The sequence below is a fragment of the Salipiger marinus genome (assembly GCF_035481585.1).
Classification (GTDB): domain Bacteria; phylum Pseudomonadota; class Alphaproteobacteria; order Rhodobacterales; family Rhodobacteraceae; genus Salipiger; species Salipiger marinus.
Window position 1 is genome coordinate 112,319 of record NZ_JAYKSL010000008.1, and the last position, 13,862, is coordinate 126,180.

The 13,862-nt window shown below is 68.1% G+C and carries 14 protein-coding genes; 5 read left to right on the top strand and 9 right to left on the bottom strand.

The window, feature by feature from the left end; translation table 11 throughout:
- Nucleotides 1–5 precede the first annotated feature (5 nt).
- The 7 genes from VK682_RS12595 to VK682_RS12625 form a co-directional block, all read right to left on the bottom strand.
- Nucleotides 6–1,436: a TadA family conjugal transfer-associated ATPase gene (locus tag VK682_RS12595; protein ID WP_230797195.1), complete on the bottom strand. Its 1,431-nt coding sequence runs from the start codon at nt 1,434–1,436 to the stop codon at nt 6–8.
- An 11-nt stretch (nt 1,437–1,447) separates the two neighbouring features.
- Nucleotides 1,448–2,683 carry a CpaE/TadZ family protein gene (locus VK682_RS12600; RefSeq protein WP_230797194.1) on the bottom strand — a complete coding sequence of 412 codons (1,236 nt, stop codon included), beginning with the start codon at nt 2,681–2,683 and terminating at the stop codon, nt 1,448–1,450.
- Between the two features lie 202 nt (nt 2,684–2,885).
- A complete protein-coding gene (locus VK682_RS12605) occupies nt 2,886–3,548 on the bottom strand; it encodes an OmpA family protein (protein WP_230797193.1) in 663 nt (220 codons plus the stop codon).
- A 19-nt stretch (nt 3,549–3,567) separates the two neighbouring features.
- On the bottom strand, nt 3,568–4,986 hold the full coding sequence (locus VK682_RS12610) for a type II and III secretion system protein family protein (protein WP_230797192.1): 1,419 nt from the start codon (nt 4,984–4,986) through the stop codon (nt 3,568–3,570).
- Nucleotides 4,987–5,185: 199 nt separating this feature from the next.
- Nucleotides 5,186–6,037 carry a Flp pilus assembly protein CpaB gene (gene cpaB / locus VK682_RS12615; RefSeq protein WP_230797191.1) on the bottom strand — a complete coding sequence of 284 codons (852 nt, stop codon included), beginning with the start codon at nt 6,035–6,037 and terminating at the stop codon, nt 5,186–5,188.
- Nucleotides 6,038–6,290: 253 nt separating this feature from the next.
- A complete protein-coding gene (locus VK682_RS12620) occupies nt 6,291–6,482 on the bottom strand; it encodes a hypothetical protein (protein ID WP_324782023.1) in 192 nt (63 codons plus the stop codon).
- Nucleotides 6,483–6,580: 98 nt separating this feature from the next.
- Nucleotides 6,581–6,781 carry a Flp family type IVb pilin gene (locus VK682_RS12625; protein ID WP_230797190.1) on the bottom strand — a complete coding sequence of 67 codons (201 nt, stop codon included), beginning with the start codon at nt 6,779–6,781 and terminating at the stop codon, nt 6,581–6,583.
- 361 nt (nt 6,782–7,142) lie between these two features.
- Between VK682_RS12625 and VK682_RS12630 the strand changes: the two genes are divergently transcribed.
- From VK682_RS12630 to rpmB, 4 genes are all read left to right on the top strand, one after another.
- Entirely contained in the window at nt 7,143–7,973 is an 831-nt protein-coding gene (locus VK682_RS12630; RefSeq protein ID WP_230797189.1) for a lytic transglycosylase domain-containing protein, read from the top strand.
- Between the two features lie 163 nt (nt 7,974–8,136).
- Nucleotides 8,137–10,578 carry an ATP-dependent helicase HrpB gene (gene hrpB, locus VK682_RS12635; RefSeq protein ID WP_230797188.1) on the top strand — a complete coding sequence of 814 codons (2,442 nt, stop codon included), beginning with the start codon at nt 8,137–8,139 and terminating at the stop codon, nt 10,576–10,578.
- Nucleotides 10,579–10,925: 347 nt separating this feature from the next.
- The gene (meaB, locus tag VK682_RS12640; RefSeq protein WP_230797187.1) at nt 10,926–11,903 is read left to right on the top strand and encodes a methylmalonyl Co-A mutase-associated GTPase MeaB; all 978 of its coding nucleotides are present in this window, start codon (nt 10,926–10,928) and stop codon (nt 11,901–11,903) included.
- Nucleotides 11,904–12,039: 136 nt separating this feature from the next.
- Complete coding sequence (gene rpmB / locus VK682_RS12645) at nt 12,040–12,330, top strand: 50S ribosomal protein L28 (protein WP_089844585.1); 291 nt, start codon at nt 12,040–12,042, stop codon at nt 12,328–12,330.
- Nucleotides 12,331–12,434: 104 nt separating this feature from the next.
- Here rpmB and VK682_RS12650 read toward each other — a convergent pair whose 3' ends face one another.
- Nucleotides 12,435–13,139, bottom strand: coding sequence for an NAD-dependent deacylase (locus VK682_RS12650; RefSeq protein ID WP_230797186.1), 705 nt, complete (start codon nt 13,137–13,139; stop codon nt 12,435–12,437).
- Between the two features lie 53 nt (nt 13,140–13,192).
- Here VK682_RS12650 and VK682_RS12655 point away from each other — a divergent pair, with 53 nt between their 5' ends.
- Entirely contained in the window at nt 13,193–13,651 is a 459-nt protein-coding gene (locus tag VK682_RS12655) for a low molecular weight protein-tyrosine-phosphatase (protein ID WP_324782024.1), read from the top strand.
- Here the strand turns inward: VK682_RS12655 and VK682_RS12660 are convergent.
- Nucleotides 13,636–13,821, bottom strand: a complete 186-nt coding sequence (locus VK682_RS12660; protein WP_089844579.1) for a CTP synthetase — start codon at nt 13,819–13,821, stop codon at nt 13,636–13,638. The genes VK682_RS12655 and VK682_RS12660 overlap by 16 nt on opposite strands.
- Between the last annotated feature and the right edge of the window lie 41 nt (nt 13,822–13,862).

Below are 13,862 nucleotides of genomic sequence, written 5' to 3' on the forward strand. Positions count from 1 at the left end.
GGGCGTTACTCCGGACGGAAGGGTTCGTAGATCGAAGGCGGAATGTCGAAGCCCCACATCTTGAAGCGTTCGGAGAAATGGCTGCGCACGCCGGTGGCGGTGAAATGGCCGATGATCTTGTTCTCTGGGGTCAGGCCCACCCGCTGAAAGCGGAAGATTTCCTGCATGGAGATCACGTCGCCTTCCATCCCGGTGATTTCGGTGATGGAGGTCATGCGGCGGGATCCGTCCTGCAGGCGCGAGGCCTGCACGATCAGGTTGACGGCGCTGGCGATCTGGCTGCGCATGGCCTTCAGCGGCATTTCCACGCCCGCCATGGCGATCATGTTTTCCAGACGCGAGATGCCGTCGCGCGGGTTGTTGGCGTGGATCGTGGTCATCGACCCGTCATGGCCGGTATTCATCGCCTGCAGCATGTCGATGACCTCTTCGCCGCGGGTTTCGCCGACGATGATCCGGTCCGGGCGCATCCGCAGCGCGTTTTTCAGGCAGTCGCGCGGGGTGACGGCGCCCTTGCCCTCCACATTGGGGGGGCGGCTTTCCATGCGGCCCACATGGCTTTGCTGCAGCTGCAGTTCCGCCGTATCCTCAATGGTCAGGATCCGCTCGCTGTCGTCGATGAAGGAGGACAGGGCGTTGAGCGTGGTGGTCTTGCCCGAACCGGTGCCGCCCGACACGATGACGTTAAGCCGCGTGGCCACCGCCGCCTGCAGATAGACCGCCATCTCCTCGGAAAAGGCGCCGAAGGCGATCAGGTCGTCGATGCCCAGCTTGTCCTTCTTGAACTTCCGGATCGACACCAGCGAGCCATCCACCGCGATGGGGGGGACCATGGCGTTGAAGCGCGACCCGTCTGCCAGACGCGCGTCGACATAGGGGTTGGATTCATCGACGCGGCGGCCCACGGCGGACACGATCTTGTCGATGATCCGCATCAGGTGGCGTTCATCCTTGAAGGTCACGTCCGACAGGGTCAGCTTGCCTTCGCGTTCGATGAAGATCTGATGCGGGCCGTTCACCAGAATGTCGGAGACGCTGTCATCCTTCAGCAGCGTTTCCAGCGGGCCAAGCCCCTTCACCTCGTCGTAAAGCTCCTGATTGAGCGTCGCGCGTTCCTCTCGGTTCAGCACGATGCCCTTGTCCTGCAGGGATTCCGCCGCGATGGCGGCGATTTCCTCGCGCAGGTCGGCATCAGAGGCCTGATCGATGGCGGCAAGGTTCAGGTTGTCCAGAAGCGCCCGGTGCAGTTCCAGCTTGATGTCGCCCAGCCGTTCCTTGCGCTTCTTGTCGCGGTCATCCGCCGCCACCTCGGCGGGGCGCGCGGGCTGCGGCTTGCGCATGGAGGCCTTGAGCGCGGCAGGCACCGCATCGGCGGATCGTGCCGCCGGGGCCGGGTCGGCTTCCTTCAGCGAGGCTTTCTTGTAGCGCGAGAACATCCCGGTCTCCTTCAGGCGGCTTCGGCGTCGGACAGGCCGATGGCGTGCAGTTCGGCGGCCAGCTTGACGATTTCCTTGCGCAGCGGATTCTTGGCGGCGTGGCTGGCCAGCGGCAGCCCGTGGTCGCCTGCGGTCTGCACCGGCTTGCCGCCATCGGGCAGCCACAGCTGCAGCGCGATGCCCAGCGTGTCGGCCATGCGCTTGGCGCGGCTCTTGCCCTGCAGGTCGGTGAATTTCGGCGCCCGGTTCAGCGCGAAGCGCAGCTTGTCAAAGGGCAGATCCTCGGATTGCAGCGCGCGCTTCAGCCGCAGCGCGTTCTGCGCCGACCGCATGTCCAGTTCCATCAGTACGAAGAACACCTGCGCCTGCGTCAGCACCGTATCGGTCCAGTCGAGCAGGGCGGTGGGCATGTCGACGATGACAAAATCGAAATGTTCGCGCGCCACGTCCAGCAGGCGGCGGATGTCATCGGGCGACACCAGATCCAGCGGCAGCAGATCGGGGGGAGAGGTCAGCACCTGCAGCCTGTCCTCGAAACCCACCAGCGCCTGCGCAAAGCTGTCGCCATCCATGGACCGCAGATCCGACATCAGCTCCACCACCGCGTCGCGCCGGGGCAGGTCCAGATAGGTGGCCACCGTGCCGAACTGCAGGTCAAGATCGATGAGGCAGACGCGGGGGGAGCGGTCCTTGGCGATATTGGCCAGCTCCCATGCCAGATTGACGGCAAAGGTGGTGGTGCCGCAGCCGCCGCAGAGCCCCTGCACCGCGATCAGCACGCCGTCGCCGCCGCCTTTCAGCGCGACACGGGACGCCGGTTCCGGTGCCGGGTCTGCCTTGCTGCGGCCAAGCCGGGCCACGGCGGCGGCAAGCTCGCCCTCGGGCAGCGGGTAGGGCACAAATTCATCCGCCCCGGTGCGCAGCAGATGGTGCAGCGCGGCGGGGGTCACGTCTTCGGCGATCAGCACCACCTGAATGTCGCGCGATCTGGCAAGGCTGATGATGCTGGCAAGCAGGGGCAGCTGCGCCTCGTCCTCGCCATCCAGCGCAAGGGCGATGAATTTCAGCCCCGCCGCATCGGGCTGGGCCAGAAAGGACAGCGCCTCGGGAAATCCCAGATCGCCCCAGCCTTCGCCCAGCAGTGTTTCCATGTCTTCGATGAGCAGATCGAAATTCTGCACGTCGCGGCTGACCGTGCAGGCCACGATGGGGCTGGGCTCCGTCTGCAGATCGCGCTTGCTCGTCATTCCCTGTGATCCTCTGCCTCTGGGGGCTCCCGGCGGCAGGATCAGCGGGGATCACCCCGCCCTGCGCCGCAGGAGCGCACCGCCCGACTCGAGCATCGGGACGGGCTTCCCGTCATCGGCCAAGGTGCTGGGGAAATAGGGCAAGAATTTGTCTGAAAGATCGTAATTGTGCGATCTTTCCGCACGATCCCTTGGGGTGGCGTTAACCCTCGCCCCCCGAATTTTCGGTGCGCGCCCCGGTCAGCAGTGTTTCGGGCTGGGCGCTGCGGACATATTCGCGATAGACCACTTCGGCATATTTCCCGTCCAGCACAGTGGGATGGGCGCGCACGAAGCCCGACACCTCGGTGACGGTGCGGCGGTTGCGCCGCTCCCGGCCCTCGGTCACGACCAAAGGCTGCGTTTCGCCAAAGGAAACGACCGCTTCCAGCCGCGAGGTGGAAATGCCCTGGCTGGCCAGAAAGGCCACGACCGCCCGCGCGCGCTTCAGACCCAGCGCCTTGTTATAGGCGTTGGAACCGACAAGGTCGGTATGGCCATAGACGCGGAACTGCAGTTCGGGAAACTGCCGGATGAAGGCCGCCTGCTCGCGCAGCGTCGCCACCGCCGCCGCGTCCAGCGCCGCGCTGTTGAAGGCGAAATTGACCATGGAGGGCACTTCGGCGGCAAAACGCTGCGCCAGATCGTAGGTGTAGCTCTTTTCCCCGGACATGATCTGGGTGTTGTTCATGGTGGAATTGCCGAAAAAGCCGTTATCCGCGATGGATCCGGCCTCTTCGTAGAACTGGCTCTGCGTGGGGTCGCCCCCCGCCGCGCAGGCGGAGAGCAGGCCGATGCCCAGAATTCCGATGCTGCCTCTGATCATCCGCTGCCCCGACATCGTCTCAATCCATCACATAGCCATAAGAGCCGTTGAAATCCTGCTTGGCCACTTCGCCCGCAGCGCCGCGGGTGGGGCGGCGTTCGTCAGAGGCGGTGCGCCCGAACAGGAACAGATCCTTTTCCGACGGCGGCTTGATGCGGTCGGTGGGCAGGGCCAGCGCCTCGCCCCGGGTGGGGGTGACCAGATGCGGCGTCACGATGATGACCAGTTCGGACTGCTGGCGGCTGTATTCGGCGCTGCGGAACAGCGCGCCCAGCACCGGAATGTCGCCCAGCCACGGCACCTGACCGTTCACGTCGCGGAAATCGTCCTGCAGCAGGCCCGCGATGGCAAAGCTTTCGCCGTCGCGCATCTCCACCGTGGTCGAGGTTTCGCGGCGCCGGAAGGCGTCGATGGTGATGCCTTCGGAGGTGAAGCCGTTCGCCGTGTCGATGGAGGACACCGCCGCATTCAGTTCAAGATTGATGAGATCGCCATCCACCACGCGCGGGATGAAATTCAGCTCGACCCCGAAGGCCTTGAATTCGACGGAAATCATGCCGTCTTCCTGCGCCACCGGCACCGGATATTCGCCGCCCGCAAGAAACTTGGCCTCCTGTCCCGACAGCGCGGTCAGGTTGGGTTCGGCCAGCGTGCGCACCACGCCTTTCTGTTCCAGCGCCTCCAGCAGCACGCCGACCTCAAGCCCGCCCGCATTGAACCCCAGCAGCATGGCGCCCTGTGTGTCCGAGGGCACGTCGACCGGGTTACCCAGCGAATTTTCGCTCTGCAGCCATGTGCCGGTTTCGGTGCCGATGCCCAGATCGCCGCCCAGCACCTCGCCGCCAAGGCTCAGCGAGGAGCGCAGCGCCTTGGACACCGACCGCTGCATCTCGGCGAAGCGGACCTTCAGCATGACCTGCTGCACGCCGCCCACCGTCATCAGGTTGGACACCCGGTCGGGGGCGTAGCGCTGCGCCAGATCCAGCGCGCGGTCCAGCTTCTGCGCGCTCGACACCGTGCCCGACAGCACGATGCCGTCATTGGCGGTGCGCACCTCGATGGTCTCGCCGGGCAGGATCTGCCGCAGACGCTCCTTGAATTCGGTGACATCGGCGGCGACGCGCACGTCGACATTGGTGATAAGCCGCCCGTTGCCGTCCAGAATGGTCAGGGTGGTGGTGCCCGGCGTCTTGCCCAGCACATAGATGGTGCGGTCCGAGAGCGAGGAAATATCGGCGATGGCGGGATTGGCGATGGAAAGTTCGGCAAAAGGCTCGTCGCTTTCAACCACAACGGCGCGGTTCATCGGCACGTTCAGCACGCTTTCCGTGCCGGTCTGCACAACCCGCAGGCTCTGCGCCTGAGCGGTCGGGGCAACCGGGCTTGCACCCAGCACCAGCCCCAGCAGGCCTGCCGTCAGAAACTTGTCAAATGTCATGTGACCTGCCTTTCGATCACGCCTCGGGAGCAGGTCTTGATGCCCGCTTCGCACCGGACTGTGCGCGCGTTCGCCTTTTTTTGCAACAATCAAAGGGGGGGCGCGGGCCGGTGTGGGTCTGCCGCAACAGAGCCCGGGCCAGGCCCCCGGCAGGGCAGGGGCGGCCAGAGCCGCCCGCTGCGCAAGTGTCTGGAACGGTTCAGTTCGTGCAGGGGATGGGAATATCCACGACCTCGCTGCCGCGCCGCACCCGCGTGGTGCAGGTGACGGGGGCCACGGGGGCGGCCTGCGGCACGACCATGTCCAGCCCCAGCAGCGCGCGCTGGTCCACCTCGATGGCCTCGGCCACGATGGTCTCGTTGACCCCCATCAGCGACAGCGACAGCCGCCCGGTGCTTTGCGCCTGTGCCAGCGAGGCGACCTGCTGCGGGCTTGCCGCCACCGTCACCGACCGCGCGATGTTGACATCGGTGCTGTCCAGTTCGGCGGTCTGGTCGACGGCGATCAGCTTCACCCCGGTTTCGATCAGCTTGGTGATCTCGCCCTGACCGCGCCCGCCATCGCCGACGCGCCCGGTCCAGTAGATGTCGACCCGGTCGCCCGGTCGCAGGAATCCCGACACGCCGGTATGCACGTCCACCTTGATGGCAAAGGCGCGCTGGCCCGGCTGCAGCCGCGAGGTCAGCCCGGCATCGCCGCCCGGCTCGCTGATCTTGCCGGTCTGCACCGCCTCGAATTTCTCGATGGCGCGCAGCGCCACGCGGGGCGCCTCGCCTTCGGCAAAAAGCGGGCGCTCGGCGCCAAAGGTGCCTTCGGGCAGGATCTCCTGCGGCCACGGCGCCAGCCGCACATCCGCGTCGGTCACCACCTCGCCATGGGCGATGGCGCGGGTGGTCACATAGATCTCGGCGGTGGGGATGACCTTGCCCGCCTTCTCGCGCTCCTGCTGCAGGGCAGTCTGATAGGCGTTGATGTAATTCTGGGCCATGTAGACGGCAAAACCGGCAAGTCCCAGTCCGGCGATCAAGACAAGTCCGAATACCAGTCGCATTGGGGTACCTTTCGCGTCATGGCCCCGCGCGGCGGCCTGCGGGCGCAGGCGGGCGGGGCAGAAAAATGCAGGCGCAGCGCCGGTCCGCCACCAGAGGCGCGGCAGGTCCAGCCTCAGGATCAGGGCGCCGCGGGGCAGGGACTGCCCGCAGGACGGAGGGGGTCAGGCGCGACAGCACGGGGCCGGGGCCCTGTCACAGACTGGAAAAGCCCCGCGATCCTTCTGGATCCGCGAAGCCGTCAGCACCGGTGGGTCACTCTCCGAACAGGGCCGCCTGTTCTTGCGCAACGGCATTTCCTGCCGCCACATCCATATTCGCCGCGTTGTCCCGGATCTGGTAGAAGGAGATCGCGGTCATTGCCACGACAGAGGCGATCAGCACCACCCAGTCGATGGTCACGGCACCGGTTTCGCTCTTCAGGAACTTGATCAGACTGTGATACATCGTCGAACCGTCCGCATCATGGCGTTGCGTTGGGGTGCCAGGCTTGTGGCGTCCACCGGACCGGCCGTGACCGATCCGGTGGCTGATGTCGGCAAGGATCAGTTGCCAGCGGCGCCGAAAAGGGTGGTCTGTTCGGCGGCAACCGCGCCGCCTGCGGCAGAAATCATGTTGTCAGCGCTGGTTTCGATGGTGGTGTAGGCGCCGATGGCCATGGCCACCACAGCGGCGGTCAGCACAACCCAGTCAACGGTCACTGCGCCGTCTTCGTCTGCGCGGAAGTTTTTGATGAAGTTCAGCATGGTCTCTCTCCGTGGTGTCTTGGTTCAGGGGCCACCGCGTCGGTGTCTGCCGGGCCTCTCTCACTGCCCGTCCGCTGCGGTATGACCCTATATAGCCCCCGGATTTAGGCCGGATTTGGGCACAACTAAGATGATTTTACAGAGCATGAACCTTTCTCGCAGATTTTGCTCAAGCTTATGAAAATAATAATTTAAATCCTGAAAATCCTCCGCAAACATGGCGCAATTGTGTCGCATCTGGCAGCTTCACCACAGTCCCGCCGCGCTTTGCGCGACCGTCTTGGGAAAATGCCGGTTCCATGCGATGCTGTCCGCAGAAACGCTCCGGAAAAACCCGGACAGAGCAGAGGCAGGAGGAGTGATGCGACGCGGGATCGGGGCCGTGACCCTGCTGGCGATGCTGTGGGCCGGACCGCTTGCGGCCCAGAGCCCGCCCGCCTTTCCGGAGTTTTCCGCCAAACGGGTGACCCCGCCCAAGCCGGGCACGAAACGCCGGATCACGGTGCAGATCGTGCCCGCGCCGGTGCTGCCGAAACCCGCCGCCCTGCCGCTGCCCGATCCGGCGGCGCCTGCCGCCCCGGGCCGGGCCACCGGCACCGGCAGCTATGACTGGTTCTGGGAAACCGTGTCGCCCGATCTGGCCGCCTCGGGGCCGGGGCGGCTGGAACCCGCGCTCAACCTTCTGGCCAATCCGCCGCAGGGCCGGGGGGTGGCGGCACCGCGGCTGCAGCACCTGCAGGACATCGCCGCGCGCCACGGCATCGACCTGCTGCGCGCCACGGTCGGCACAAGGGTGTCGCCCGCGCTGGCGCTGGCGGTGATGACGGTGGAATCCGCCGGCCGCGCCGATGCGCAGAGCCATGCCGGGGCGCAGGGGCTGATGCAGCTGATGCCCGCCACCGCCGCGCGCTTCGGCGTGACCGACAGCTTCAATGCCGGGCAGAACATCCGGGGCGGCGTGGCCTTTCTCGATTTCCTGATGGAAAAATTCGACGGCGACCCGATCCTCGTGCTGGCGGGGTACAATGCCGGGGAAAACTCCATTCCCAAATTCGCGGGCGTGCCGCCCTATGCCGAAACCCGCGACTACGTGCCCAAGGTGCTGGCCGCCTTCACCGTGGCCAAGGGGCTTTGCCTGACCCCGCCGCAGCTCATCTCCGATGGCTGCGTCTTCCGCGTCACCGCCAACTGAGCCTTCATCTTGCCCGGAAAACTCCGGGGGAGTCCGCGCAGCGGACGGGGGCAGAGCCCCCTGCGACCCTGCTCGCTCCGTCTCTGCGGACGGGGGCAGAGCGTCCTTCCCCGCCCATCCTCCCCCCTCGACGCCGCGCGCCCGATCCCGCATAACCCCCGCCATGGATCAGCTGCCCATCGACACCGTCCTGCCCGCCCTTCTGGACGCCCTGCGCCAGCGGGGCCGCGCCGTACTGCAGGCCCCGCCCGGCGCGGGCAAGACCACCCGCGTGCCGCTGGCCATGCTCGAGGCCGGGCTGACCCCGGGGCGCATCGTGATGCTGGAACCGCGCCGCCTTGCCGTGCGCGCCGCCGCCACCCGCATGGCCCAGACACTGGGCGAGATGCCGGGCCAGACCGTCGGCTACCGCATCCGGGGCGAGTCGCAGATCGGCAAATCCACCCGCATCGAGGTGGTGACCGAAGGCATCCTGACCCGGATGATCCAGTCCGATCCCGACCTGCCCGGGGTGGGGGCGGTGATCTTCGACGAATTTCACGAACGCTCGCTCAATGCCGATCTGGGGCTTGCGCTCTGTCTCGAAATCGCGGGCGCGCTGCGCGAGGATCTGATCCTGCTCGCCATGTCGGCCACGCTGGATGCCGCCCCCGTGGCCGAGCTGATGCAGGCGCCGATCCTCACCTCCGAAGGCCGGGCCTTCCCGGTGGAGCCGCGCTGGCTCGACCGTCCCGTGCCCAAGGACCGCCGCCTGCCCGAAGCCATGGCCGGGCTCATCACGCAGGCCGTGGCCGAGACCAAGGGCGGCCTGCTGGCCTTCCTGCCCGGAGAGGGCGAGATCCGCCGCACCGAGGCGCTGCTGCGCAGCCGTCTGCCGGGGGATGTGCAGATCCGCCCGCTTTACGGCGCGCTGCCTTTTGACGCGCAGCAGGCCGCGATCCGTCCCGAAGCGCAGGGGCGCAAGCTGGTGCTCGCCACCGCCATTGCCGAAACCTCGCTGACCATCGAAGACGTGCGGGTGGTGGTCGATGGGGGGCGCGCCCGGCGCGCCCGGTTTGATCCGGGCTCCGGCATGGCGCGGCTGATCACCGAACGGGTGACCCGGGCCGAGGCGGCGCAGCGCGCGGGCCGGGCAGGGCGGGTGGCGCCGGGCGTGGCCTACCGGCTCTGGACCAAGGGCGAGGAGGGCGGGCTTGCCGCCTTTCCCCCCGCCGAGATCGAGGCGGCGGATCTGGCGGGGCTGGCGCTGGATCTGGCGCTCTGGGGGGCGCAGCCGGGGGATCTGCCTTTCCTGACCCAGCCGCCCGCCATGGCCTATGCCGAAGCGCAGGCGCTGCTGGGAATGCTGGGCGCGCTGGGCGGCGAGGGGCGGATCACCCCGCATGGCCGCGCGCTGGCGCGGCTGCCGCTGCATCCGCGGCTTGCCCATATGCTGACGCTGTCGGGGCCGGGGGCCGCGCCGCTGGCGGCGCTGCTGTCGGACCGTGACCCGATCCTTGGCGCGCCCTCGGATCTGGCGCTGCGGCTCGAGGCGCTGCGCGATGCCCGCCGCTTCACCGAAACCCGCCCCTATGGCCTGAACCGCCCGGCGCTGGAGCGGATCCGCACAGAAGCCGCGCGGCTCGCCCGCGCCACCTCCGGCCCCAAGGCCCAGCTGAGCCCGGCGCAGCAGGCGGCGCTGGCCTATCCCGACCGCATCGGCCTGCGCCGCCGCGGCGAGGCGCCGCGCTTTCAGCTTTCGGGCGGCAAGGGCGCGGTGCTGGACGCCGCCGATCCGCTGGCGGGCCAGCGCCTGATCGTGGTCACCGACACCGATGGCAACCCGCGCGAGGCGCGGATCCGTCAGGCGCTGCCCATCGCCGAATCCGACCTGCGCGCGCTGTTTGCCGAACAGCTGCGCTGGGTGGACAGCTGCCACTGGTCGCGCCGCGACCGCCGCGTCGTCGCGCGCCGTCAGGAACGGTTCGGAGAGATCGCGCTGGATGACCTGATCTGGAAAGACGCCCCCGCCGAGGCGCTGTCGCGCGCCATGCTCGACGGCGTGCGCGATCTGGGACTGGCGCTGTCCCCGGCGGCGCGGCGGTTCTGCGCCCGGGTCGAGATTGGGCGGCAGGCGGGGCTCGATCTGCCCGACATGGCGGAGCCCGCGCTGATGGCAGAACTCGAGACATGGCTGCTGCCCTGGCTCGACGGCGTGCGCAGCGCCGAGGACTGGAAACGCATGGATCTGCTGCCCGCGCTGCGCGGCAGGCTCGACTGGGGCCAGAAGCAGGCGCTGGACGCCGCCGTGCCGGGCAGCTTCACCACGCCCCTGGGGCGGCAGATTCCCATCGACTATTCCGGCGACCACCCAGAGATTGCGCTGCGGCTGCAGGAAATGTTCGGCCAGACCAGCCATCCCATGGTGGGCCGCACGCCGCTGCGGGTCACGCTGCTGTCGCCCGCGCAGCGCCCGGTGCAGACCACCATGGATCTGCCCGGCTTCTGGGAAGGATCCTATGCCGATGTGCGCAAGGACATGAAATCGCAATATCCCCGCCATCCCTGGCCCGAGGATCCGCGGCAGGCCGATCCCACCCTGCGCGCCAAGCCGCGGGGAAGCTGAGGGTCCGGGCTTCTTCTGACCCCAAATATCCCGGGGGAGTCCGCCTTTGGCGGACGGGGGCAGCGCCCCCGTTTTCCGGTCTGTCCGCCTGTGGCGGACTGGGGCAGCGCCCGCTTTCCGGTCTGTCCGCCTGTGGCGGACGGGGGCAGCGCCCCCGCTTTCCGGTCTGTCCGCCTGTGGCGGACGGGGGCAGCGTCCCCCCTTGCGCGGGTCATGGGGGCAGAGCAGGTAGGGGGCTCTGCCCCCTCGGCCTGCGGCCTCACCCCCGGGATATTTTTGGTCAGAAGAAGCGGCGGAGTGGACAAGTGCGGATCGGGGCGACAGAACCGGAGGAAACGGAGGGCGGCATGGACATGGATGATCTTGCAGCACGCATTCTGGCCGGGGAGCGGCGGGCGCTGTCGCGGGCGATCACGCTGGTTGAAAGCGGGCGCGCGGATCATCGGCGGCAGGCCATGGCGCTGCTGGAGGCGCTGCGCGGTCATGACCGCACGGCCCTGCGGATCGGGCTGTCGGGCACGCCGGGCGTGGGCAAGTCGACCTTCATCGAAGCGTTCGGCCTGATGCTGACTGGGCAGGGGCTGCGGGTGGCGGTGCTGGCGGTGGATCCCTCCTCGGCGCGGTCGGGCGGCTCCATTCTGGGCGACAAGACCCGGATGGAGCGGCTGAGCCGCGACCCTCATGCCTTCATCCGGCCCTCGCCCGCGCAGTCGCAGCTGGGGGGCGTGGCGCGCCGCACCCGCGAGGCGGCGGATCTGTGCGAGGCGGCGGGCTTTGACGTGATCCTGATCGAGACGGTGGGGGTGGGCCAGTCCGAGACCATGGTGGCGGAGATGTCGGATCTGTTCATCCTGCTGCTGGCGCCTGCGGGCGGGGACGAGCTGCAGGGGGTCAAGCGCGGCATCATGGAAAGCGCTGACCTTATTCTGGTGAACAAGGCCGATGGCGATCTGAAGCCCGCCGCGACCCGCACCTGCGCCGATTACGCGGGGGCGCTGCGGCTGCTGCGGCGGCGCGCGCAGGATCCGCAGGGGTTTCCCAAGGCGATGACCGTGTCGGCGCTGGAACAGGCCGGGCTGCAGACCGCATGGGCCGAGATGCAGGCGCTGACTGACTGGCGCCGCGCCGAGGGGCATTTTGCCGCGCGCCGCGCGGCGCAGGCGCGGCACTGGTTCGAGGCGGAGCTGCGCGAGGGGCTGCTGGCGCGGCTGCGCCGCGAGCCGGTGAAATCGGCGCTGGCGGATCTGGCGGCGCGGGTGGAGGCGGGGGACCTGAGCCCCGCGCTGGCGGCGGAAGATCTGCTGCGCCGTCATCTAGGGGAATGAGCAGGGCGCAGGCCCTTGACGGGCGGGGGCGCGAGGTCTAGAGAAGCGCGACCAGATTCCGGGCGCTGTTCAGGCGGCGCCCTTTCATTTTGGCGGAAGGCCCGCTTTCGCCCCGAGACACGAAGGAATGGACCCTATGTCGCGCGTATGCGAACTGACCGGCAAAGGCCCGATGACGGGCAATAACGTGAGCCACGCCAACAACAAGACCCGGCGCCGTTTTCTGCCGAACCTCAACGACGTGACGCTGCAGTCCGAAACGCTGGGCCGTGGCGTGAAGCTGCGCATCTCCGCTTCGGCGCTGCGCTCGGTCGACCACCGCGGTGGTCTCGACAAGTTCCTTGCCAAGGCGAAGGACATCGAGCTGAGCGTGAACGCGCAGAAGATCAAGAAAGAAATCCAGAAGGCGCAGGCCGACAAGGCCTGATCCCGCTCTCGGGACGATGCGCAACCTCGAAGTCTCGGGCTTCGGGGTTGTTTGCTTTTGTGGGACGGCTCCCGCGCCCGCGCCCGCGCCCGCGTGGGGCGGGGTCAGCGCGCCTTTTGCAGCAGATCCTCCACCCAGTCCGGCACGCTGCGGCTGGCGGGGCCACGGCGGTGTTCGGCAAAGGCTGCCGAGATTTCGCTGTCGGTCAGGTTCAGCTCGACCGTATGGGCGCCGCTGTCCTGCGCGGCGCTGACGAATCCCGCCGCCGGATAGACCTGCCCCGAGGTGCCGATGGCGGCAAAGAGCGTGCAGGCGTCCAGCAGCGCGGCGATCTCTTCCATGTGATGGGGAATCTCGCCGAACCAGACCACGTCGGGCCGGACCGGGGCTGCGGTGCAGGCGGGGCAGGGGGTCTGCGGCGTCATCTCCGGCGGGGCGGGCCAGCGGTGGCCGCAGCGTGGGCAAAGCGCGCCGGCCAGCCTGCCATGCATGTGCAGGGCGGCGGATCCCGCCGCCTCGTGCAGGCCGTCGACATTCTGGGTCACGATCGCCACCGATCCGGGATGCGTGCGCTGCAGCCGGGCCAGCGCCAGATGCGCGGCATTGGGGGTGGCGGCGGCGGCCTGACGGCGGCGCTGGCTGTAGAAGTCATGGACCCGCGCCGGATCGCGGGCAAAGGCTTCGGGGGTCGCCACATCCTCGATCCGGTGCTGCGCCCAGATCCCGCCCTTGTCGCGGAAGGTGCCCAGTCCGCTTTCCGCCGAAAGCCCGGCGCCGGTCAGGATCACGATCCTGTCTGGTGCTGCCATGTTTGCCCCCTGTCGCAAGTGCCGTTAAGCCCCCCCGCAAAGGAAGGACTGTCATGACCCATCGTATCCTCTTCGTCTGTCTGGGCAATATCTGCCGCTCGCCCTCGGCGGAGGCGGTGGTGCGGGCGCTGGCGGCGGAGCGCGGGCTGGATCTGCAGCTCGACAGTGCGGGCACCGGCGACTGGCATGCCGGAGAGCCGCCCTATGGGCCGATGCAGCGCGCGGCGCGGGCGCGGGGCTATGATCTGTCGGCGCTGCGGGCGCGGCAGGTCACGGCAGAGGATTTCCGCCGTTTCGATCTGATCCTTGCCATGGACCGTGCCAATCTGGCCGATCTGCGGGCGCTCCGCCCCGGGGATGCCACCGCCGCGCTGCGGCTCTTCACCGAGACAGCCCCCGGGGCGGCAGGCGGCGCGGACGTGCCCGATCCCTATTTCACCCGCGATTTCGACGGGGCGCTTGACCTGATCGAGACGGCGGCGCGCGGGCTGCTGGATCAGCTTTCGGCGTAGATCGCCCGCGCCACCAGCCATGTGACCGGGAAGGCGGCCAGCAGCCCCGCCGCCGCCGCGATCAGGATCGGGACCAGCGTGTCATATCCGGCGCTGAGCGCGGCGATCACCGCCGTGCCCGCCAGCGTCGTGGCGATGATGGAAAACAGGATCGCGGCCAGTCTCAGCATGACACCCTCCTTGGTGTGGTCCGGGGCCAGCAGAGCACGCG

Bases quoted from the DNA above. Each gene is read 5' to 3' on its own strand.
- VK682_RS12595 (WP_230797195.1), bottom strand. From the start codon at position 1,436: ATGTTCTCGCGCTACAAGAAAGCCTCGCTGAAGGAAGCCGACCCGGCC.
- VK682_RS12600 (WP_230797194.1), bottom strand. From the start codon at position 2,683: ATGACGAGCAAGCGCGATCTGCAGACGGAGCCCAGCCCCATCGTGGCC.
- VK682_RS12605 (WP_230797193.1), bottom strand. From the start codon at position 3,548: ATGATCAGAGGCAGCATCGGAATTCTGGGCATCGGCCTGCTCTCCGCC.
- VK682_RS12610 (WP_230797192.1), bottom strand. From the start codon at position 4,986: ATGACATTTGACAAGTTTCTGACGGCAGGCCTGCTGGGGCTGGTGCTG.
- cpaB (WP_230797191.1), bottom strand. From the start codon at position 6,037: ATGCGACTGGTATTCGGACTTGTCTTGATCGCCGGACTGGGACTTGCC.
- VK682_RS12620 (WP_324782023.1), bottom strand. From the start codon at position 6,482: ATGTATCACAGTCTGATCAAGTTCCTGAAGAGCGAAACCGGTGCCGTG.
- VK682_RS12625 (WP_230797190.1), bottom strand. From the start codon at position 6,781: ATGCTGAACTTCATCAAAAACTTCCGCGCAGACGAAGACGGCGCAGTG.
- VK682_RS12630 (WP_230797189.1), top strand. From the start codon at position 7,143: ATGCGACGCGGGATCGGGGCCGTGACCCTGCTGGCGATGCTGTGGGCC.
- hrpB (WP_230797188.1), top strand. From the start codon at position 8,137: ATGGATCAGCTGCCCATCGACACCGTCCTGCCCGCCCTTCTGGACGCC.
- meaB (WP_230797187.1), top strand. From the start codon at position 10,926: ATGGACATGGATGATCTTGCAGCACGCATTCTGGCCGGGGAGCGGCGG.
- rpmB (WP_089844585.1), top strand. From the start codon at position 12,040: ATGTCGCGCGTATGCGAACTGACCGGCAAAGGCCCGATGACGGGCAAT.
- VK682_RS12650 (WP_230797186.1), bottom strand. From the start codon at position 13,139: ATGGCAGCACCAGACAGGATCGTGATCCTGACCGGCGCCGGGCTTTCG.
- VK682_RS12655 (WP_324782024.1), top strand. From the start codon at position 13,193: ATGACCCATCGTATCCTCTTCGTCTGTCTGGGCAATATCTGCCGCTCG.
- VK682_RS12660 (WP_089844579.1), bottom strand. From the start codon at position 13,821: ATGCTGAGACTGGCCGCGATCCTGTTTTCCATCATCGCCACGACGCTG.